17 protein-coding genes are annotated in these 20883 nt (G+C 60.9%); 10 read left to right on the forward strand and 7 right to left on the reverse strand.

All coding sequences use genetic code 11. The features are described from left to right. Window position 1: 1 nt before the first annotated feature. The 4 genes from D3P04_RS14025 to D3P04_RS14040 all read left to right on the forward strand — a co-directional run bounded on the left by D3P04_RS14025 (window position 2) and on the right by D3P04_RS14040 (window position 5434). Entirely contained in the window at window positions 2–802 is an 801-nt protein-coding gene (locus D3P04_RS14025; protein WP_119749936.1) for an ABC transporter permease, read from the forward strand. Window positions 803–934: 132 nt separating this feature from the next. After that, window positions 935–2914, forward strand: coding sequence for a polysaccharide pyruvyl transferase family protein (locus D3P04_RS14030; protein ID WP_182912864.1), 1980 nt, complete (start codon window positions 935–937; stop codon window positions 2912–2914). Between the two features lie 36 nt (window positions 2915–2950). Next, a complete protein-coding gene (locus D3P04_RS14035) occupies window positions 2951–3727 on the forward strand; it encodes a class I SAM-dependent methyltransferase (RefSeq protein ID WP_119749940.1) in 777 nt (258 codons plus the stop codon). A gap of 81 nt (window positions 3728–3808) precedes the next feature. Beyond that, window positions 3809–5434, forward strand: a complete 1626-nt coding sequence (locus D3P04_RS14040) for an FAD-dependent oxidoreductase (protein ID WP_119749942.1) — start codon at window positions 3809–3811, stop codon at window positions 5432–5434. A gap of 10 nt (window positions 5435–5444) precedes the next feature. On the opposite strand, the gene D3P04_RS14045 is transcribed toward D3P04_RS14040, so the two are convergent. After that, window positions 5445–6635 (reverse strand): glycosyltransferase family 25 protein, encoded by a 1191-nt coding sequence (locus D3P04_RS14045; RefSeq protein WP_119749944.1) that lies wholly within the window; start codon window positions 6633–6635, stop codon window positions 5445–5447. 463 nt (window positions 6636–7098) lie between these two features. Here D3P04_RS14045 and D3P04_RS14050 point away from each other — a divergent pair, with 463 nt between their 5' ends. After that, window positions 7099–7845 (forward strand): UTRA domain-containing protein, encoded by a 747-nt coding sequence (locus tag D3P04_RS14050; protein WP_119749946.1) that lies wholly within the window; start codon window positions 7099–7101, stop codon window positions 7843–7845. A 3-nt stretch (window positions 7846–7848) separates the two neighbouring features. On the opposite strand, the gene D3P04_RS14055 is transcribed toward D3P04_RS14050, so the two are convergent. Genes D3P04_RS14055 through hutI form a run of 5 tightly spaced genes read right to left on the reverse strand, consistent with a single transcriptional unit; the run spans window position 7849 to window position 13620 of the window. Then, window positions 7849–8382 (reverse strand): HutD/Ves family protein, encoded by a 534-nt coding sequence (locus D3P04_RS14055; protein WP_119749948.1) that lies wholly within the window; start codon window positions 8380–8382, stop codon window positions 7849–7851. Beyond that, the gene (gene hutU / locus D3P04_RS14060) at window positions 8379–10073 is read right to left on the reverse strand and encodes a urocanate hydratase (protein ID WP_119749950.1); all 1695 of its coding nucleotides are present in this window, start codon (window positions 10071–10073) and stop codon (window positions 8379–8381) included. The genes D3P04_RS14055 and hutU overlap by 4 nt, the downstream gene beginning before the upstream one ends. 12 nt (window positions 10074–10085) lie before the next feature. Next, window positions 10086–10889 (reverse strand): N-formylglutamate deformylase, encoded by an 804-nt coding sequence (gene hutG, locus D3P04_RS14065; protein ID WP_119749952.1) that lies wholly within the window; start codon window positions 10887–10889, stop codon window positions 10086–10088. Beyond that, window positions 10889–12418, reverse strand: coding sequence for a histidine ammonia-lyase (gene hutH / locus D3P04_RS14070; protein WP_119749954.1), 1530 nt, complete (start codon window positions 12416–12418; stop codon window positions 10889–10891). The genes hutG and hutH overlap by 1 nt, the downstream gene beginning before the upstream one ends. Window positions 12419–12420: 2 nt before the next feature. Continuing rightward, entirely contained in the window at window positions 12421–13620 is a 1200-nt protein-coding gene (gene hutI, locus D3P04_RS14075; protein ID WP_119749956.1) for an imidazolonepropionase, read from the reverse strand. 142 nt (window positions 13621–13762) lie between these two features. Here hutI and D3P04_RS14080 point away from each other — a divergent pair, with 142 nt between their 5' ends. Beyond that, complete coding sequence (locus tag D3P04_RS14080) at window positions 13763–15103, forward strand: formimidoylglutamate deiminase (RefSeq protein ID WP_220475343.1); 1341 nt, start codon at window positions 13763–13765, stop codon at window positions 15101–15103. Window positions 15104–15164: 61 nt separating this feature from the next. Here the strand turns inward: D3P04_RS14080 and D3P04_RS14085 are convergent, their stop codons facing one another. Beyond that, window positions 15165–16178 carry a LacI family DNA-binding transcriptional regulator gene (locus D3P04_RS14085; RefSeq protein ID WP_119749958.1) on the reverse strand — a complete coding sequence of 338 codons (1014 nt, stop codon included), beginning with the start codon at window positions 16176–16178 and terminating at the stop codon, window positions 15165–15167. 93 nt (window positions 16179–16271) lie between these two features. On the opposite strand from D3P04_RS14085, the gene D3P04_RS14090 reads away from it, so the two are divergent. From D3P04_RS14090 to D3P04_RS14105, 4 genes are read left to right on the forward strand one after another with little or no spacing between them, the layout of a single operon-like run. Then, a complete protein-coding gene (locus D3P04_RS14090; protein WP_119750166.1) occupies window positions 16272–17324 on the forward strand; it encodes a sugar phosphate isomerase/epimerase family protein in 1053 nt (350 codons plus the stop codon). Further along, window positions 17321–18415, forward strand: a complete 1095-nt coding sequence (locus D3P04_RS14095) for a Gfo/Idh/MocA family protein (RefSeq protein ID WP_119749960.1) — start codon at window positions 17321–17323, stop codon at window positions 18413–18415. The genes D3P04_RS14090 and D3P04_RS14095 overlap by 4 nt, the downstream gene beginning before the upstream one ends. Next, window positions 18412–19905 (forward strand): sugar ABC transporter ATP-binding protein, encoded by a 1494-nt coding sequence (locus D3P04_RS14100; RefSeq protein WP_119749962.1) that lies wholly within the window; start codon window positions 18412–18414, stop codon window positions 19903–19905. Before D3P04_RS14095 ends, D3P04_RS14100 begins: the two co-directional genes overlap by 4 nt. Further along, window positions 19902–20873, forward strand: coding sequence for an ABC transporter permease (locus tag D3P04_RS14105; protein ID WP_119749964.1), 972 nt, complete (start codon window positions 19902–19904; stop codon window positions 20871–20873). Before D3P04_RS14100 ends, D3P04_RS14105 begins: the two co-directional genes overlap by 4 nt. Window positions 20874–20883 lie beyond the last annotated feature (10 nt).

Below are 20883 nucleotides of genomic sequence, written 5' to 3' on the forward strand. Positions count from 1 at the left end.
GATGCTGGAACGTCTGCTGCCTTATCGTCATCCGCTTACCCGTTTCCCCGCGATCCGTACCATCGGCGCGCTGATCTTTCGGGAAATGTCCACCTCATATGGCAAATCGCCGGGAGGCTTCATCTGGACCGTACTCGAACCGGTGGGCGGCATCGCGCTTCTGACGGTGATATTTTCGCTGGCGGTTCGCGTGCCGCCAATGGGATCCAGCTTTGCGCTGTTCTATGCCTCGGGGCTGCTGCCGTTCCTGATGTTTCTTGATATCAGCCGAAGGATCGCACAATCCCTGGCGTTCTCGAAACAATTGCTGTTTTATCCGGGCGTGACCTTCGTCGATGCGATCGTTGCGCGTTTCGTGCTGGCCTGCATGATACATGCGCTGGTTTGTATCATCGTCCTGACCGGCATCGTCTATTATGACAATGTCGAGCTGATATTGGACCTGCCCCGGATCGTCTCGGCTTTTCTGATGTCGGCGGGGCTCGCGCTCGGCGTCGGCTGCACGAACTGCTTTCTTATGCGGCGCTTTCCCCTCTGGGCCAATGTCTGGGCGATCATTACGCGCCCATTGTTCCTGATCTCCTGTATTTTCATTCCGTTCGACAGCATGCCCGAGGGATTCCGCAATATATTGTGGTTCAATCCCCTTATTCACATCGTCGGCACCAACCGATCCGGATTCTACTCAACCTACCGCGCCGAATATGTCCAGCCGGTATATGTCGCCGTGATTGCCGCCGTTCTATTTGGTCTTGGCCTCGCATTGCTGACCAAGTGGCATCGTGATCTGGCGCAACGATGATCAGGCAGGGCAGACCCGTCCCACATGATCAGGCGGCAGCAGCCGAAACAGTCAATGGTAAGATGTCGACCTCCTCCTCCCATTCGCCATCCAGCGCCCCACTGGTGGAACCGATCAGGAAAAGCTGAAATCATGACCGAAGCAAGCACCCTCACGACGTCCTTTCGACCGACACCGGCCTCTTTCCCGAAGCGCATCGCCAAGCGGATTCTACCCGAAACGATATTGCGTCTGGTCAGGCAGAAAACCGAGCCATCCCGGCAACGTATCACCATCGTGAGCTTTTACACCGAAGGCGGCTATTACGAACAAAAAGCGAATGAACTGCGCGCCCGTTGCGATGCATTGGGAATGCGGCACGACATACAGCCGATCACCTTTGCAGAGGGCACGTCATGGAGCGAAATCTGTCGTGCCAAGGTCCGTTTTTACCGCAAAATGCTGTTGAAGCATCGCAGCACGGTGATGTGGGTTGATGTCGATACGAAACTGCTTCGCAATATCGATAATCTCGCAAGCAAATCCTATGACATTGCAGTTTTCATGCGTGGTTTCCGTTTTCTGCCGCAGGAAAATTTTTCCCTTTACACGCGGCGCTTTCATCCGGGTTATCTCATCCTGAACTACACCCGGGAGACGCTGGAACTTCTTTATGAATGCAAACGGATCGAGCAACAAACCAAGGGCGACTACACTGACGACTATATCCTTGAAGAAGCATTTCGCCGCACCACGGCCCGCCCGCGTCTTATGATCATGTCTCCCAACGACGTCTCGCGCCCGCAGGACCCGGAAAATCCCGGTGCATACTTCCTGCACGGCGATAGCGGAAACGTCAAGGAATTCAAAGGAAAGGTTCTTCAGCACACACCCGACATTCTTCGCCCTGAAAGCCAGAAAGTAGTCATTCAGGAATTGATCTCGGACGCCGCCCGCTTAGGCAAACGCACATTGGTCTGCGAATATCTGCACGCAATCCTGGCGCGCGATCCCGAGGATTTCGGAAGCTATCATCGCTTGCTGGAAATCTCGGCCAAGTTTTCGGACCCTTCGGTACTGGCGACGAATTTAGAACTATATCGCAACAACGAGCATCTGTTTCCCTATGCAATGCGGTTTCGCCTGCTGCAGGCGCTGGAAAAGCAGGACTGGCCGCTGGCGGATGAGCTGTTCTCGCAGATCGAAAGCACCGGAAACGAGGCGGTCATAAGTTTCTCGCGCAGCCGCCTGTTCCGTGCCTCGCTTGACAGGCGCGCCGGGGAAAGGGGGCTGACGCAGGCGGAGCGGGTGAAGCTTTTCTGGTGGGAGCAACCCTATCCGGGCAATCTTGGCGATATCGTGAACCCCTATATTGTCGAGAAGGTCACAGGCATTCCCCCACAATGGGCCGGACGTGGCATCGGATTATGCGCGATCGGCTCGGTCATCAAATATGCCCGCGACGGCAGTCACGTCTGGGGCAGCGGTACCCCGAACTCGCGCGACACTCTGGCCGCCGGTGCGCATTACCACGCTGTTCGCGGGCCATTGACGCGGGATTTGATCATCGAAAACGGTGGCCAATGCCCCGAGATCTACGGCGACCCCGCCTGGCTCTTGCCGATCCTATATCCGCGCAAACTCCACCCGACCCACAAGACCGGACTGATCCTGCACTTCACCCATGAAGCCATGACCACCCCCGTCTCGCCGGACGTGAAGCGCATCGATATCCGCCGGCTGGGCTATTCCGAAATCGAGGCATTTCTGGATGAGATGCATGATTGCGAACGTATCATCTCTTCGTCGCTTCACGGGGTTATCATCGCACAGGCCTATGGTATCCCGGCATGTCTCGCCACGGTCACGTCGTCCAGCACCCAGATTCATGGCGATGGCATCAAGTTCGATGACTATTATCAGTCGATCGGATACCAGCATGCTCCTAAGGAAGTGGATCTTTCGCAATTCCTGATCATTGACGATGACGTCATACATCCGGATGGCTTCCTGTTGGCCCGCAAGCCCATAGATCTGACCGCATTGCTCGAGGCGGCTCCTTTTGCGGTAACGGCGGGTGTGTCGGCCGCCGCGCAAGAATGGATGCAAAACTGGCCGGACAGGGCTATATAATGGCAAACCTGCAATTAACCAAGAAGGCCATGACATATGGACCACCCAACAGGCGAGCGTGAACAAACCGAAGAGTGCAATCCACCGAAATCGGCTCTGGATTCCCCACGCCTGCCAGTGACCTATCTACGCGAGAAATCGTCGACATGGGACCGCGTGCGCTTTCGCGAGGTGCTGGAAGCCCCGATCGATCCGGCGACGCTGGGCGAAATTGCCCATCGCCGGGTCGCCTTACGCAATTTTGCGCCGTGGCGGTTGCACGAGGCATATGATGACAATGCCCATTCAGGGCACCCTCCCATAGCGGTCACATCGGATATCGTGTCAATCTCACCCGCCTATGGCTCCGTGCTGTATAATCTGGCGCGCAGCGTCAATGCAAAGCTGATCCTCGAAGACGGAGCCGGCTTTGGTATTTCCTCCATGTATCTTGCGGCCGCAGCCCGTGAAGAACAGGGTGGCATCTTGTTGTCCTTCGAGATCTCGAAGTACTCGCAGCTTGCGCAGGCTTCGGTCAATCTCGTTGATCCGGGATCCCGCGTGGTGCAGGACGATTTTGCGTGCTTCCCAAGCCACCTTGCGGGGACCGCGCAGGTCGATTTCGCTTTTGTCGACGCGATGCATGAAAAAGACAGCATGCTGCGCAGCTTCAAATCTCTCAGCGGATGGATGGGCGCCCAATCCATCATCGTCGTGGACGACCTGTCCTATTCGGAATCGGCACGCGACGGTTTCAAGGCCATGATGCGCATGGAGCAACATAATTTTGTCTGCATCGTGAATCAGCGCTTTGGTGTTCTTATCCGGGGATAAAGATACGCATCCACATATCCATCAGGTTTGAAACCGCGGCACCCAGGTTCAGACGGAAACAGCAAGCGAGGCCGACGGCCAGTGACATTTTCCAACTCTCAATCTCGCTATGATTTCCTGGTTTATCGTGCCACGCCCGCCGGAATCATGGCAGCGATCACCGCGTCGCGGCTCAATCTGCGAACGGCCCTGATCGAGCCGTCTGATCGTATCGGCGGCATGATGACTTCGGGCCTGAACGCGGTGGATATCCTGAACACCACACTGGTCAACGGCGTCGTCCGCGAATTCTTCAGGATAGTCCGCGACGAATACGATCTGCCCTATCTCCCTGCGCGGATCGAAAGCAAAGTCGCACTCAGGGTCTTTCGCGGCATGCTGGCGGAAAGCAAGGTCGAGCTGTTCCAGAAGCGCGATATCCGTTTCGTCAGCCGCGACAGCGCACGGATCATCAATTGCACCCTGAACGACAATCGTATCCTTGCGTCGCGCTGGTGGGTCGATGCCTCTTATGAAGGAGATCTGATAAATCTGGCTCACCTGCGCTATCGGCTTGGCCGCGAAGCCGCGGACGAATACGGTGAATCCTTCGCGGGGCGGCAGCCCTTTCGCTCGATGCTGCCCTGGGCCTCGGGCTACAATGTTTCTCCCCATACGGACACCGGGAAACTTTTACCCTATATTGCCCCTGTATCGCGGAACCCGGTGGGCTCCGCCGATGACGAGGTGCAAAGCTACTGCCTCCGCCCCACTTTGACGAACCGGCCGGATAATCGGATTCCAATCACCCCACCCAAGGATTTCGACTTCGGCGAATTCGAGCTTTTCCGCCGTATCAGCAAAGGCATACGCACTGGCCGGGTTGCATCGAAAGATATCCCCATGATGGGCACGACTTTCAAATCGGCCTATTTCAATCTGGCCGAACTGCCGAACGGCAAGTTCGACATGAACTCGGGCCCGGCGGCACCACTCAACAATCCCATGCTGACGCAGGGATGGGTTACCGCCACATATGACAAGCGTCAGGAGATGGCGCACGCGTTTTCCCGCTATACACGGGCGCTTTTGTATTTCATCCAGAACGACAGTTCCGTGCCGCAGGGTGTGCGCGATTTCTTCGGCGAATTTGGCCTGCCCGCGGATGAATATGGCAGTACCGATCATATTCCCCCTGACGTCTATGTGCGCGAAGGGCGCCGGCTGGTGAACCGGCACATCTTCCGGCAGCAGGACATCGAAAGCGGAGGGGCATGCCGCGCAGATGCTATTTGCGAGGCGAAATATCATCTGGACTGCAAACCGGTGCATTGGCGAGCGAACCACAGCGGTACCAACATCGTGCGCGAAGGAATGTTCTTTACGCAGGATGCCTACCGGTATTCTCTTCCAAAATGGATCATCCTGCCGGAGCCCGCGGATTGCCGGAACTTCTTTTCTGTCTGCGGAGTGGCGGCGACCCATGTTGCGTTCGGCTCGATCCGGATGGAACCGACATGGATGGAACTGGGCAGCGCTGCAGCGATCATGGCCTATCTGGCAAACCAGCAGCGCTGCCCCGTCGATGACATCCCGGGAGAAGCGGTCACTAAACTGCGGGACGAACGGTTCTTTCAGTGGCCCGCCCCCAGATTTCTCAGGAACAAGCTGCGCGACAAGGCCGTCAGTTACTACAGGAAGATCTCAGGCAGACGCGATTCAGCCTGACGGCTACGGCTCAAACCGGTTTCAGCTGCGACAGAATCTTCTGCTCTGTTGCACTGATCATGCCGCTGTAGCGTATATTCTTGAAACCAAAGATCGTCGAATGGACGTCCTCTCGATGACCGGCAACAAAGGGCACCGCGGAAACCACCCTTAGTCCCGGCATTGCGTTCAGCCATTCGTCGATCGTATTGGTCTCGGCACCACCTTCGTCAGGATTCCAGTCAGCCATCCATTCCAGTGCCGTCCTGTTATAGACGTTGAAGACCATCCCCATCATATGCGACGTGTGAATGATGCTGGCATCACCCATCGGTTTTTGCAGCATGATATCGGCTCTGCCCGATACACGCGTCATCACGCCGTTAAACACATCCCAGCGCGTCCGGTCCAGATAGCGGTTGATCGCGGCGTAGTAACGTGGGAAATCCCGCCCGAAAGAAGCGTCATCCTCGCATATCGTCAGACGACGGGCACCTGATTGCAGTGCCTTGGCGGCGATGACCTTATAGCTCCAGGCGCAGCCCTTCCACGCCGGAAGCATCCTCAGCCCATTGAAGAATTTGAACTTCGGATCGACATCATCCTGAAATGTTTCGCGCCTGCTGTGGTATTCAGGCAGGCTGATACAGACACAATTGCGGTTGCGGATCGGAGCGCCGAATGCCATGAGATCCGCAAAATAAATGTCCGGCGGCAACGCGCCGGCATAGACAAGCCAGCGACCAATCGCCAATCGTGTCTCATTTGCGGACTCATCGGTGGGCACCAGTGTGACATTGCGCAGTTCGGCACCTGCCGCGACCGCTTTTTTCAGCCCGGCACCCGAGGTCACTATCAGCGGACAACCGGGGAATAATCTGGCAAGAGCGTCGTCACCAAGGTTTGGTATCGCATCAAGATAATCGTCCTCCAGCACAACGGTGACCCCGTCTCTGCCGTTAAAATCTTCACGATCGGGGTTGAAGACAAGTTTCCTGCCGGTCGTCGTTGCGGTCGCTGCGCCCAACAGACCATGCCGCGCCAACTCGGCAAGAAAACGCGCTTTCAACCTGCCTTTTCCCGAGACTGTGAAGCTTTGCAAAGGCATGTGCGCACGCTCGGTCATGAGCAAGTTATCACGCCTGTATTTCACGCGATTGACCGCACCGGTCACGCCCTCTTGCTTCAGAACTCTGGAGACTTTCTTTACCGCGTCAAGCATATCACGTCTCCGCTGATATTGTTTCAGACATGCGGCCAAGCCCGGACATGGCCATCGAAATTCCACGCAATCAGGACGTCCCTTCATGTCTGGCCGAACCGGGCCGGTGGTGGTCGGAACAGATATCTACGAAAAGACGACTGCTTAACTGTAGATTATCCGCACATGACTGCCCGAGCCATTCTAAATGTGTCACGATATGTGAAGGGACGTTCTCCAAATCGCGATCCGGGGAAACTAAACTTGCGCTTTGGCCGGTCACTGCATAGCAGGCGGCTAGCCGGGTTTCTGCCTGACGACAAAAACACCAAGGCGGACAGGCTCGGGTTCATCTTCATCTCTTCCGGGCGTGACAACCCGCCAGGCAAGATGGGTGTCATTTTGGCATCACCAATCGCATTGCCCCGGTAGACCACCGGAAACCGATCCCTTAACCTTCAGCCGGTTCAGACAAGAGGATGCCATGAGCAGGGACGAAAACAGACCACGCGTCACCCATCACGACCGCATCCTGACCGAATTGCGCAACCGCATCACCGGCGGCGAATGGCAGCCCGGGTTCCAATTACCCTTCGAAATCCAGCTTGCAGAACGTCATGGTGTGTCGCGCATGACGATGAACAAGGTTCTGGCCCAATTGACGCGTGAAGGCTTCCTTGTCCGGCGGCGCAAGCTGGGCACCTTCGTCGCGCGGCCGATGACACAGGCCGCGGTGATGGAAATCGCGGATATCGAGGCCGAAGTGGCTGCGATGGGACTGGCCTGGCGGTTCGATCTGCAGGAGCGCAGTCTGCGCCCGCCGCTGCCGCAAGAGGTGCTGGCCGCCCGGATCAGGGATCACAGCCTGAATGTGCTGGCGCTGCGCGGGGTGCATTACGCGGGCGATCTTCCCTTCTGCCATGAAAGGCGGATCATCAATGCCGATATCGCCCCCGCCGCGACCGGGGTGGATTTCCATCAACTCGCCCCCGGAGCATGGCTCGTCCGTGAAATCCCGTGGAGTTCGGCCGAACATCGCATCCGCGCGGTGCCCGCCTCGGGGCTGGTGGCGCGGGATCTGGGCCTTGCCACCGGCAGCGCCTGCCTTGAGGTGACGCGGCGCACCGAAACCTCCGGGCAATGGGTGACGCTGGCAACGCAGACCTATCCCGGCGACCGACACCAGCTTGTCGCGCAATTCGGCCCCGGCAGCGGTGCGGAACCCGGCTGACCTTCAGTCAAATATGACAACCGAGATCGCCATGCCTTCCGACAGTGCGACGGCCAGATCGGGATCGGCACGATCCAGATCAACCAGATCCAGGCGCGACAACCCGGCGCGATTCTCAAGCAGCAGTGCAAGCCGTGCCCGCGCCGCGACCTGCACCGGCTCAAGCGGCCCTCTGATCATCTTGGCACGAAAGGGCCTGCGCAGCATCACGTTGAAATTCAGTACCGCCTTGCCCTCCAGCCGCGCTTCGCATGCGGTATCACCCGGAAAACTCAATGGAGGGCTGGTGGAGTCAATGCGATATTCCTGCCCCGCCACTGTCAGCCATATCGGCCCGCCCTCGATCACCGTCAGCATCCGATCCACGCCGGGAAAGGTGGAAAACGGGCCATCACAGGCAACAATGGCGGTCGAGATCCGCCAGTCGAAACCGTCAAACCCGGCATCGACAGGCAAGACAAGGATTTCCGCCGTCTCGCCCTGCCCATTTTTCCATTGGTGAAATTTCCGACCACTCAGCGGGTAAACGCCCCTCATCCAAGGATCGCAGGCAGGTGCAGCTCCTGTTCGCGCGCGCAATCCCTGGCGATGTCATAACCCGCATCGGCGTGGCGCATGACGCCGGTTGCAGGGTCGTTCCACAATACTCGCTCCAAGCGCCTGTCGGCGGCCCGGGTCCCGTCACAAACGATGACGACGCCGGAATGCTGTGAAAAGCCCATACCGACGCCGCCTCCGTGATGCAGACTGACCCAGGTGGCGCCCCCGGCCACATTCAGCATTGCGTTCAGCAGCGGCCAGTCGGACACCGCGTCCGATCCATCCATCATCGCCTCGGTCTCGCGGTTGGGGCTGGCGACCGATCCCGAATCGAGATGGTCGCGCCCGATCACCACCGGGGCCTGCAACTCGCCATTGCGAACCATTTCGTTGAACATCAGACCGGCGCGGTGACGCTCCCCAAGGCCGATCCAGCAGATCCGCGCCGGCAGGCCCTGAAAGGCAATCCGCTCGCCCGCCATATCCAGCCAGCGATGCAAATGGCTGTTGTCCGGAAATAGCTTCTTCATCGCCTCGTCGGTCTTGCGTATATCCTCGGGGTTTCCGGACAGCGCCACCCAACGGAACGGCCCGATGCCCTTGCAGAAAAGTGGGCGGATATAGGCGGGCACGAAACCGGGGAAGGCAAAGGCGTTCTGCAATCCTTCTTCCTGCGCCATCTGGCGGATATTGTTGCCGTAATCCACTGTCGGCACACCGGCTTCGTGAAAGCCCACCATCGCCTTGACCTGATCGCGCATCGAGGCTTTGGCAGCCTTCACCACCTGTTCGGGGGCTGTTTCCTGCCGCGCATGCCAGTCGCCCACGGCCCAGCCCGCCGGGCAATAGCCATGCAGCGGATCATGGGCCGAGGTCTGGTCGGTCACGATATCGGGGCGGCCGTTGGGCAGCGCCTCGCCCGCCGCCATCCGGCGATGGATTTCGGGAAAGATCTCGGCCGCGTTGCCAAGCAGACCGACCGATTTCGCCTCGCCTCTAGCGGTCCAGTCGGCGATCAGCGCCAATGCCTCGTCAAGCGTGGTGGCCTTGGCATCCAGATACTTCGTGCGGATACGAAAATCGATCCGGCTCTCGTCCACCTCGACCGCCAGGCAGCAGGCACCGGCGAAGACGGCAGCCAGCGGCTGCGCACCGCCCATGCCACCCAGCCCGCCGGTCAGGATCCATCTGCCAGACAGATCGCCATCGTAATGCTGGCGTCCGGCTTCGGCAAAGGTTTCATAGGTGCCCTGAACGATGCCCTGCGTGCCGATATAGATCCATGACCCGGCCGTCATCTGGCCGTACATCATCAACCCCTTTCGGTCGAGTTCGTTGAAATGCTCCCAGGTCGCCCAATGCGGCACGAGGTTCGAATTCGCGATCAGCACGCGGGGCGCATCCTCATGCGTGCGGAACACGCCGACCGGCTTGCCCGATTGCACCAGCAAGGTCTCATCGGCTTCAAGTTCGCGCAAACTGTCGCAGATCCTGTCAAAATCGGCCCAGGTGCGGGCCGCGCGACCGATACCGCCGTAAACGACAAGCTCATGCGGATTTTCTGCCACGTCCGGATGCAGATTGTTCATCAGCATCCGCAGCGGCGCCTCGGTCAGCCATGACTTCGCCGTCAGCTCTATGCCGGTAGCGGGATAGACGATGCGGGCATTGTGACGCGGGTTGTTCATGTCAGAGACCTTTCAGGGACGGATCAGGCGCGGAACAAGCCCGGCCAGCGCGTTGAGGATATCGGCAAGGATCTCACGCATACGGGTGCTGCGCGCGGGGTGAAGCTCGAATGGAGGTTCTTCGCCGGCCAGATGCGAGATCTGCGCCAGTTCCATCTGGATCGCATGAACGCCCGTTTCAGGATGGCCGTAATGCCGCGTCGTCCAGCCGCCACGGAAACGACCGTTCAGGACAGTGCTGTGATCCGCCGACGCCTGACAGATGCGCAGCGTTTCGGCCTCCAGCTCCGGGGCGCAAGTCGCGCCACCATCAGTGCCGATATTGAAATCCGGCAGTCGCCCGTCGAAAAGCCACGGGATATGCGAACGGATCGAGTGGCAGTCATAAAGGATCGCCGCACCATGAATCGCCCGCACCCGCGCGATCTCGGCCGAAAGGGCATCGTGATAGGGGCGATGCACCGTATTCAGCCAATGGTCCTTGTCCTGATCGGCCGGCTCCCTGCCCTCGCGCCAGATCGGCACGTTGTCGAAGGTGGTCAACGGGATCAACCCGGTCGTGGTCTGCCCCGGATAAAGGCTGACACCCGACGGATCGCGATTGAGGTCAATCACATAGCGGGACTGGGTGGCGGTCACCGTTGTCACGCCCGGTAGCAGCCCGTCATAAAGCCGGTGGATGTGCCAGTCGGTGTCGCGCAGCAGCCGGCCCTCTTCGTTCAGCCGATCGGCCACTTCGATCGGCAAATCGGTGCCGACATGGGGAAAGGCAAGGATGACTGGGCTATTGCCCCTTTCGACGCGAACCGGCTGCATCAACCTACCTCCGGAAGAATATCCGCCCCGACCGGGTCCAGCCCGCCTTCCGCCACCAGCGCCCCCGCGACCTCCATATCGTTGCCCATAAAACGGTCCGCTTCCAAAGCCGGGATCCGTGCCCGAATGATGTCGATCGCGGCCTGAAGCCGGGGCGAGGATTTAAGCGGCCCGCGCAGATCCACCCCCTGCGCGGCGATCATTCCCTCGACGCCGATGATCCACCACAGGTTCCGGGTCATCGGCAAAAGGCGGCGCGCGCCGTGACAGGCCATCGACACGTGATCCTCTTGATTGGCCGAAGTCGGCGTGCTGTCCACACTGGCCGGGTGCGCCATCTGCTTGTTTTCGCTCATCAGTGCGGCGGTGGTGACTTCGGCGATCATCATGCCGGAATTCAGTCCCGGCGCCGGCGTCAGAAAGCCCGGCAGACCATAGCTCAGCGCCGGATCGACCAGCAACGCGACGCGACGCTGTGCGATGGCGCCGATCTCGGCTACGGCCAAAGCGATCATGTCGGCGGCAAAGGCCACCGGTTCGGCATGGAAATTCCCACCCGAGACAACCAGACCGTCGGACAGGATCAGCGGGTTGTCGGTTGCTGCATTTGCCTCGATCTCGAGTGTCCGGGCGGCCTGGCGAAGCACGTCCAGCGCAGCACCCGCGACCTGAGGATGACAGCGGATGCAATAGGGATCCTGCACCCGCTCGTCCCCTTCGACATGGCTGTCCCGAATCTGACTGTCGGCCAGCAGCGCGCGCAGGGCACGGGCCACCTCGATCTGGCCCTGATGCCCGCGCAGCATGTGGATTTCCTCGGTAAACGGGGTGGTCGAGCCCATGGCCGCATCGGTCGACAGCGCACCGGTCACGATAGCGGCGCGCAAGGCGCGTTCGGCCCGGAACAATCCCGCCAATGCCAGCGCGCATGACACCTGCGTGCCGTTGATCAGCGCCAACCCCTCTTTCGCGGCAAGCACTACGGGCTTCAGCCCCGCGCGCGCCAGAGCTTCGGCCCCCGGCAGGCGTTGATCCTGAACGACCGCCTCGCCCTCGCCAATCATCACGGCGGCCATATGCGCCAGTGGCGCAAGGTCGCCTGATGCCCCGACCGAGCCTTTTTCAGGGATGACCGGCATCACGCCTTTCGCCAGCATGTCACCGATCAACGCCACCACCTCGGGCCGCGTGCCCGAAGCCCCCCGCCCCAGAGACATCAGCTTCAGCGTCAGGATCAGTCGCGTCACCGCCCTGGGCAACGGTTCTCCGACGCCGCAACAATGCGACAGGATCAGATTGCGCTGAAGCGTTGCCACATCCTCTGCCGGAATGCGGATCGAGGCCAGTTTGCCGAAACCGGTATTGACGCCATAAACGGCATCCTCGCCCGCTGCCACCTCGGCAATACGGGCGGCAGAACGGGCGATCCCCGCCGCCGAGGCCGGATCGAGGCCGGGTGCGGTTCCCTCCCAATAGATACGGCGCAGGGCGGCAAGCGGGACCGATCCGGGGGTCAGCAATTCAGGCATGTTCAGACCATTTCTCCGTGAAAAATCCGCGCATGAAGCGGGTTGAACCCGATCCGCGCAACAAGCTGTGCAGGCGTTTCGACATCCCACAGCGCGAAATCGGCCGAAAGGCCGGGGGCGATCCGCCCGATCTCATCTTGCAGTCCCAACGCATGGGCCGCATGGCTGGTGACCGCTGCAAGGCATTCCGGCACCGTCAGGCCGAACAGCACTGCCCCCATATTCATTGTCAGCAGGATCGAGCTAAGCGGCGATGTCCCCGGATTGCAGTCCGTCGCCAATGCCATGGGCACGCCGGCGGCCCGGAATGCCGAAACCGGAGGACAAACCGTCTCGCGCAGCATGTAGAAGGCGCCGGGCAGCAGGACCGCCACCGTTCCCGCCGCCGCCAAGGCCCGCGCATCCGCCCCGGTCGCATGTTCCAGATGATCTGCGGACAATGCACCATGGCGGGCGGCAAAGGCGGTGCCGCCGGCATGCGACAATTGTTCGGAATGGATTTTCACCGGCAGGTCCAGTTCGCGCGCGCGCAGATAGAGCGGTTCAAGCTCCCTGGTCGAAAAGGCGATACCCTCGCAGAAACCGTCCACCGCATCGACCAGTCCTTCGGCATGGGCGGCGTTCAGACCGGCAATCGCGACCTCGCTTATATAATCCGGCGCGCGCCCCGCATATTCCGGCGGCAGGGAATGGGCGGCCAGCCATGTGGTACGGATCCGCACCGGGCGCAGTTCCGCCAGCCTCCGCGCCGCGCGCAACATGTTCAGTTCCGCCGGAACCGAAAGCCCATAGCCCGATTTGATCTCGATAGTGGACACCCCTTCGGCCAGAACATGATCCAGGCGTGGCAGGCTGGCCTGGACCAGTTCCTCGACCCCCATCTCGCGCACCGCGTGCATCGAGGCCCTGATGCCCCCGCCCGCGCGAGAGATTTCTTCATATGTCGCGCCATCCAGCCGCATCTCGAATTCATTCGCTCGGTCACCACCGAAAACAAGATGGGTGTGACAGTCGATCGGCGCCGGCGTCATCAGTCTGCCACCGCAATCGACCTCTTGCTGGCCGCGCCGGGGCAAGCCCGCACCAACCGCCGTGATCCGGCCATTCTCGGTCTCGACCTCCAGCGCGGCGGGAAGCGGTGCACGCTCCACATCACCATCGCAGGTAACGACTCTCGCATTGATCCATAGCGTCGCGGTCATTCGGCGCTCTCCCTGCTTGCGACCTGCCCGGAAATGCGTCCGAGGGGCAGTTTGCGCTTTCCCCGAGCATCTTTCAAGTATATACATATTAAAAGAACCAAGGAAAGCGATTTTTTTGGCGAATGCGAAACCGGGGAATCTGATGAGAATTCATGCGACGGCTGCACTCCTTCCCGATGGCTGGGCGCGCGATGTGGGCATTACCCTCACCGATGCGACGATCGAACAGGTACAGACCGGCGTCGCGCCACAGCCGGGCGATCATCGCGCAGAAATATTGCTGCCCGGCATGGCCAATCTGCACAGCCACAGCTTTCAACGCGGCTTTGCCGGATTGACCGAGCGGCGCGGGCCGGGCCAGGACAGTTTCTGGACATGGCGCGAGATGATGTATCGCTTCGCACTGAGCCTTTCGCCCGATGAAGTGCAGGCCGTTGCCGCACTGGCCTGTATCGAGATGCTCGAGGCCGGTTATACCCGGCTGGGCGAATTCCACTATCTGCACCATGGGCCGGACGGGCAGCCATATGATAATCCGGCAGAGATGTCACAGCGCATTTTCGCGGCGGCCGCGGACACGGGAATCGCCCTCACCCATCTGCCGGTCCTTTACGCTCATGGCGGTTTCGGCCCTGAACCGGCAGGCGAAGGGCAGCGGCGCTTCCTGCACGGGCTGGACGACTATCTTCAGCTGATCGAGACCTGCGACGGATATATCCGCCCACAGGACCGCGTCGGCATCGCCCCGCATTCCCTGCGGGCCGCGACCATGGCCGAAATCATCGCGCTCGCCGAGGCGTTTCCCGGGCGGCCCTTCCATATCCACATCAGTGAACAGGTAAAGGAAGTCGAGGATTGCCTTGCCCATACCGGTGCCCGGCCGGTGGAATATCTGCTGGCCAACGCGCCAGTGGGACCATCATGGTGCCTGATCCACGCAACCCATCTGATCAAGAATGAAATCCGGCGCATCGCCACCTCTGGCGCCGTGGTCGGGCTTTGTCCGATCACCGAGGCCAATCTGGGCGACGGCATCTTTCCAGCCGTCGAGTTTCTGGCGCAGCGCGGACGGATCGGCATCGGCACTGACAGCAATGTGGAAATTACCCTGCCGGGCGAATTGAAGCAGCTGGAATATTCGCAGCGCCTGTCCCTGCGGCTGCGCAACGCACTGGCTGTGAACGGTTCGACCGGTGCCAGCCTGTTTCACGCCGCACTCAGCGGAGGCGCCCAGTCTCTTGACGCCCCCAATCCGGCGATCGCCTCCGGACACCCTGCCGATCTGGTCGCCCTGAGCGATAATTGTCGGCTGGAAATGCCCGATGACCGGCTGATGGATCGCTGGGTCTTCGGACGCGACCTGCGAGTGGCCGATCTCTGGGCCGCGGGAGTGCATCTGGTCCGCGAGGGGCGTCACATCCACCGCACCCGAATCGCAACAGATTATGCGAAAGCGATCCGGGATGTGCTGAACCGGATTTGATCACGCGCCAGTTGCTGCGCCCGGCATGGATCGCCGGGCCGGCTCAAGGCGGTCGAACCACTTAACGACTCACGGGTGCAGTCGTCTCCCGCAGCATCAGAAGCGGACGCAGCAGCGTCATCGGCGCGACCTCACGGCCCTCGATTCGGCGCAGGATCACGCGGGCCGCCTGCATGCCCAGTTCGCGCTTCGGCTGGCGGATCGTGGTCAGCGCCGGGGCCAGATGCGAGGCCATCTCGATATCGTCGAACCCCACGATCGAAACGTCGCGCGGCACCTGCATCCCCGCCCGCTGAAGACCGGCGGTGAAGGCGCAGGCCATTTCATCCGAGAAGGCAAAGATCGCCGTAGGGCGCTCTGACACCGGCAGGGCCATCCATGCCTGTGCGGCCGCGGCGCCCGCCTGCAAGGTGAAATCGCCCCGAAAGACGGTCAGCGGCCTATCTCCGGCGGCTTCCTCTGCCCCGGCAAGACGTGCCTTGTGTAGCACGTTGTCGGGCGGCCCGCCTATCACCGCGATATGGCGATGGCCCAATTCGCGCAGATGCGCCACGGCCATGCGGCCGCCTTCGCGATTGTCCAGCATGACGCGCGGCAGCTTTGCTCCCTCGATCCACTCGCACGCCGTGATGACCGGGGGCGAGTCCGGCATTTCCAGCCCCGCCTGCGGCACCAATCCATCCGTCAGGATGATCCCATCCGCACGCGACCGGTCCAGGAAACGGTGCAGGCTGACATGCCGCCCGTCCCCGTCCTGGGTATCCGAAACCAGCAGGTCATATCCGGCAGCCGCCAGTTCGCGGCCCATGCCATCAAGGATCTTGGCGAAGAACGGGTTGCCCAGATTGGGGACAAGCGCCACCACGCAGCCGGTGCGCTGCATCCTGAGGTTTCGCGCCGCGTGGTTCATCCGGTAGCCGGTTTCGGTCACCGCATTCATCACCGCCTCACGCGTCGCCTCGGCCACCAGATCAGGCTGTGACAATACGCGGCTGACGGTCGAGGTCGACACGCCCGCCACCCGCGCGACATCCAGCAATTTGACCCGTCCGGGCGGGATGATCGGTTTATCCATGGCCAGACATTATGCGCGACATGCGGTCGGGACAAGAAAATGTTTGCAATCGATTGCAGAGCAGTGCAGGTTGGCCGCCGGGAAGAGGTGAACATGCATACGATCAAAGGCCCCGCACTGTTTCTGGCGCAATTCATCGGCGGTAACGCCCCCTTCGATACATGGGATGGGATCACCCGCTGGGCGTCGGAATGCGGCTATGCCGGCGTACAGGTTCCGACCAATGATCCGCGCATGCTGGATCTGGATCGCGCTTTGGAATCACGGGATTATCGGGACGAGTTTCTGGGCGTTGCCCGACAGAACGGCGTAGAGGTGACCGAACTTTCCACGCATCTTCAGGGCCAGCTGGTGGCGGTCCACCCCGCCTATGACGCGGGCTTCGACGCCTTCGCGCCTGATTCGGTGCGCGGCAACCCTTCGGCACGGCAGAAATGGGCGGTCGATCAGGTATCAAAGGCCATTCGCGTCAGCCGCCTTCTGGGGTTGGACCGGATGGCAACCTTCTCGGGCGCGTTGGCCTGGCCCTATCTTTATCCATGGCCGCAACGCGCACCCGGCCTGATCGAGACCGCCTTCGATACGCTGGCCGCGCGATGGTCTCCGCTGCTGGATCTGGCCGAGGATCAGGGCGTCGATATCTGCTACGAAATCCATCCGGGCGAGGATCTGCATGATGGTGTGACCTTCGAGATGTTCCTTGACCGCGTTGGCGGCCATGCCCGCGCCAACATGCTTTACGATCCGTCGCATTACCTTTTGCAACAGCTTGATTATCTGCAGAACATCGACATCTACCACGACCGCATCCGCATGTTCCACGTCAAGGATGCCGAGTTCCGCCCTACCGGACGGCAGGGCGTTTATGGCGGCTATCAGTCCTGGGTGGACCGCGCCGGTCGTTTCCGCAGTCCGGGTGACGGGCAAGTGGATTTCAAGGCGGTCTTCTCCAAACTGACCCAATACGGCTTCGACGGCTGGGCGGTGGTGGAATGGGAATGCGCACTGAAGCACCCCGAGGACGGCGCCCGCGAAGGCGCGGCTTTCGTGCGCGATCATATCATCCGTGTCACGCCGCATGCCTTCGATGATTTCGCTGCAAGCCACGTGGATCATGCGGCGCTCGAGAAGGCACTTGGCCTATGACCCCGATTCGTCTTGGCATGGTCGGCGGAGGCAGCGGCGCATTCATCGGCGCCGTCCACCGCATCGCGGCACGGATGGACGGGCATTTCGCGCTGGTCGCGGGCGCCTTGTCCTCGAACCCCGAACGTGCGGCTGAAAGCGCGGCGGAACTGGGGATCCGAGGCTATTCCGACTTCAACGACATGGCGGTGGCCGAGGCGGCGCGGGAAGATGGTATCGAAGCCGTCAGTATCGTCACGCCCAACCACATGCACGCCGCCCCTGCGACAGCCTTTCTGCGGGCAGGAATCCACGTCATCTGCGACAAGCCGCTGGCCGCGACGGCAGAGCAGGCACGCGAGATTGCCGATGCCGCGAAAGCCAGCGATGCACGCTTCTTCCTGACACATAATTACAGCGCTCTGCCGATGGTGCGCGAGGCGCGGGCGCTGGTGGCCGAGAATGCGCTTGGCATGATCCGGCTGGTGCGGGTGGAATATCTTCAGGGCTGGCTGGCCGGCCAGACTGACAGCAAACAGGCCGAATGGCGCACCGATCCCGCGCGGGCGGGTGCCGGTGCGATCGGCGATATCGGAACGCATGCGTGGCAACTGGCCGAATATGTGACCGGGCAGACGCCTGCCTTCCTGTCGGCGGATCTGTCCAGCATGGTGCCGGGGCGTCAGGTTGACGATGATGCGCGGATCGCGCTGCGCTATGCCTCCGGCGCCAAGGGCGGCATCTGGGCGTCTCAGGTCGCGGTGGGACAGGAGAACGGCCTGTCACTGCGTATCTTCGGCACGGAAGCCGCACTGGAATGGCGGCTGCAACGCCCGGAAGAGCTGATCGTCACGCCCAAGGACGGCCCGGCCCGGATCCTGACCCGTGCACAGGACCGCAGCCGATCCTTTCGCACGCCCCCGGGTCATCCCGAGGGCTACCTTGAGGGTTTTTCAAATCTTTACAGCGATATCGCATCGGTTATTCGAGGCGATTCGACCCACATCGATCGCGTTCCGGGTCTTCAGGCCGGTTTGTCCGGCATGGCTTTCATCGCGGCCACGCAAGCATCCGCCGCCCGCGACGGCGCATGGATCGAGGTTCGGACATGAGCATCCTTTCCCTTCAAAACGTATCGAAAAGCTTCGGGCCGATTCAGGTCCTGCATAATGTCGATCTGGCGTTGGAACCGGGTGAAGTTCATGCCCTGATCGGTGAAAACGGCGCGGGCAAATCGACGATCATGAAGATCCTCGGTGGGTTTCTTGATCCAACCGATGGGCAGATCGTGTTGGATGGCCAGCCGGTTGCCTTTGCCAGCGGCCCCGATGCCGAGGCGCAGGGGATTGTCGTCATCCATCAGGAATTCAACCTCGCCTCTGACCTGACGGTTGCGGCGAATGTGTTCCTTGGCCGCGAATTGGGCGGTTTCCGCTTGAACCACGCCGCCATGCGCGAACAGACCGCGGCGTTGCTGAAACGGCTGAACACGACAATCTCGCCCGATGCGAAGATCGGACGTCTCTCGGTTCCCGACCGGCAGATGGTCGAGATCGCCAAGGCCCTGTCCCGCAATGCCCGCGTCCTGATCATGGACGAGCCAAGCGCCGTTCTGACCCATCGCGAGGTCGGCACGCTTTACGAACAGATCGACCGGCTGCGGGCCGAAGGGGTTGCGATCCTCTATTGCTCGCACCGTCTGGACGAAGTCGCCCATCTGGCCGATCGCATCACCGTGCTGCGCGACGGCCGCGTGGTCCGGCAGGCATTGCAGGGAGAACTGACCGAGGACGGTATGGCCACCGCTATGGTCGGACGCGAGTTGGAGGATTTCTATCCGCCGAAAGGTAATCCCGCGCCAGAGGCGGCCCTTTCCGTTTCCGGCCTGACTGTGCCCGGCCGTGTCCATGACGTCTCCCTGCAATTGCGCAAGGGCGAGGTGCTGGGCATTGCCGGTCTGGTCGGCTCGGGGCGCACCGAGCTTGCCGAGGGGCTGGTTGGCCTGCGCAGTGCGACCGGCGAAATCCGCGTGAATGGCAAACCGGTCAGGATCGACAGCCTTCGCGATGCCGTCCTGGCAGGGCTTGCCTATCTGACCGAGGACCGCAAGGAAGCCGGGCTGCTTCTGGAAAAGGGCCTGCGCGTCAACCTGACGCTGGCCAAGCTGGAGAAGTTCGGCACATGGCGCATTGACACCCGGGCCGAGGACAAGGCACTTGCCCGCGCCACTCAGGATTTCGACATCCGCGCCAAGGACTCAAATATGCTGGCGGGCAAGCTGTCGGGCGGGAATCAGCAGAAGCTGCTGCTGGCCAAGACCATGCTGCCCGAACCCGAGATCATCATCATTGACGAACCGACCCGCGGCATTGACGTGGGCACCAAGCGGCAGATCTATGCCTTCATCCGCAAGCTGGCCTCCGAAGGCCGCAGCGTCATCGTCATCAGCAGTGAAATGACCGAAGTGATCGGCCTGTCCGACCGCGTGCTGGTCATGCGCGAAGGCAGGCTGGCGGGCGAGGTCGAAGGCGATGCCATGACCGAAGACAACATCGTGCGCCTTGCCATGGGCGTTACCTCTGACAGCGGGAAAGCCGCATGAAAAAACCTGATCTCCATCTCCTTGGCCCGCTGGTCGCATTGATCGCGCTGGTCGTCCTGGGTGCGCTGCTGAACAGCGCCTTTCTGGCCCCGGCCAATATTACCAATGTGCTGGCCCGTTCTGCCTTCATCGGGATCATCGCCGTCGGCATGACCTTTGTGATCACCGCAGGCGGGCTTGATCTTTCAGTCGGTTCGATGGCCGCGTTTCTGGCCGGGATCACGATCATCGCCATGAATGCCGCCCTGCCGGAAATCGGCGAGAACTGGGGTACCATTCTGATCGGGATGGGAGTCGCCATTCTGGGCGGGATCATCGCCGGACTGGTGAACGGGCTTCTCATCACACAGGCCAGAATCGAGCCATTCATCGTTACCCTTGGCACGATGGGCATCTTTCGCTCGCTCGTCACCTGGCTGGCCGATGGCGGAACCCTCAGCCTCGAATACGGGCTGCGTACGCTTTACCGCCCGGTTTATTACGGCGGCATCGGCTGGATCACATGGCCGATCATCGTCTTCGCCATCATCGCCGTACTGGGCGAATGGACGATGCGTCATTCCCGTTTCGGACGCCATGTCGAGGCCATCGGCTCGAATGACCGGGTGGCGCGCTATTCCGCGATCGACGTGAATCGTGTGAAACTTCTCACCTATCTGCTGCTGGGCCTGCTGGTCGGGCTTGCAACGGTGCTTTACGTCCCGCGCCTTGGCTCGGCTTCGGGCTCCACCGGTGTGCTGTGGGAACTCGAGGCAATTGCGGCGGTGATTATCGGCGGCACCGCCCTGAAGGGCGGCCGCGGCCGGGTCTGGGGCACCGTCATCGGCGTCCTGATCCTGTCACTGATCGACAATATTCTGAATCTGGCCGATCTGGTCAGCCCCTATCTCAACGGGGCCATCCAGGGGGTCATCATCGTTCTTGCTGTTGTGCTGCAGCGGGAGAAACGTGCCGCCGACGAGCGGTAATTCTTGGGAG

Origin of the sequence: Paracoccus onubensis (genome assembly GCF_003591515.1) — a bacterium.
Lineage (GTDB): Bacteria > Pseudomonadota > Alphaproteobacteria > Rhodobacterales > Rhodobacteraceae > Paracoccus > Paracoccus onubensis.

What these genes read in the sequence shown, in the direction of transcription:
- D3P04_RS14105 (WP_119749964.1), top strand. Translation starts at nt 19,902, where the DNA reads ATGAAAAAACCTGATCTCCATCTCCTTGGCCCGCTGGTCGCATTGATC.
- D3P04_RS14090 (WP_119750166.1), top strand. Translation starts at nt 16,272, where the DNA reads ATGCATACGATCAAAGGCCCCGCACTGTTTCTGGCGCAATTCATCGGC.
- D3P04_RS14080 (WP_220475343.1), top strand. Translation starts at nt 13,763, where the DNA reads ATGAGAATTCATGCGACGGCTGCACTCCTTCCCGATGGCTGGGCGCGC.
- D3P04_RS14045 (WP_119749944.1), bottom strand. Translation starts at nt 6,635, where the DNA reads ATGCTTGACGCGGTAAAGAAAGTCTCCAGAGTTCTGAAGCAAGAGGGC.
- D3P04_RS14055 (WP_119749948.1), bottom strand. Translation starts at nt 8,382, where the DNA reads ATGAGGGGCGTTTACCCGCTGAGTGGTCGGAAATTTCACCAATGGAAA.
- hutH (WP_119749954.1), bottom strand. Translation starts at nt 12,418, where the DNA reads ATGCCTGAATTGCTGACCCCCGGATCGGTCCCGCTTGCCGCCCTGCGC.
- hutI (WP_119749956.1), bottom strand. Translation starts at nt 13,620, where the DNA reads ATGACCGCGACGCTATGGATCAATGCGAGAGTCGTTACCTGCGATGGT.
- D3P04_RS14035 (WP_119749940.1), top strand. Translation starts at nt 2,951, where the DNA reads ATGGACCACCCAACAGGCGAGCGTGAACAAACCGAAGAGTGCAATCCA.
- D3P04_RS14095 (WP_119749960.1), top strand. Translation starts at nt 17,321, where the DNA reads ATGACCCCGATTCGTCTTGGCATGGTCGGCGGAGGCAGCGGCGCATTC.
- D3P04_RS14030 (WP_182912864.1), top strand. Translation starts at nt 935, where the DNA reads ATGACCGAAGCAAGCACCCTCACGACGTCCTTTCGACCGACACCGGCC.
- D3P04_RS14025 (WP_119749936.1), top strand. Translation starts at nt 2, where the DNA reads ATGCTGGAACGTCTGCTGCCTTATCGTCATCCGCTTACCCGTTTCCCC.
- D3P04_RS14085 (WP_119749958.1), bottom strand. Translation starts at nt 16,178, where the DNA reads ATGGATAAACCGATCATCCCGCCCGGACGGGTCAAATTGCTGGATGTC.
- D3P04_RS14050 (WP_119749946.1), top strand. Translation starts at nt 7,099, where the DNA reads ATGAGCAGGGACGAAAACAGACCACGCGTCACCCATCACGACCGCATC.
- D3P04_RS14100 (WP_119749962.1), top strand. Translation starts at nt 18,412, where the DNA reads ATGAGCATCCTTTCCCTTCAAAACGTATCGAAAAGCTTCGGGCCGATT.
- hutU (WP_119749950.1), bottom strand. Translation starts at nt 10,073, where the DNA reads ATGAACAACCCGCGTCACAATGCCCGCATCGTCTATCCCGCTACCGGC.
- hutG (WP_119749952.1), bottom strand. Translation starts at nt 10,889, where the DNA reads ATGCAGCCGGTTCGCGTCGAAAGGGGCAATAGCCCAGTCATCCTTGCC.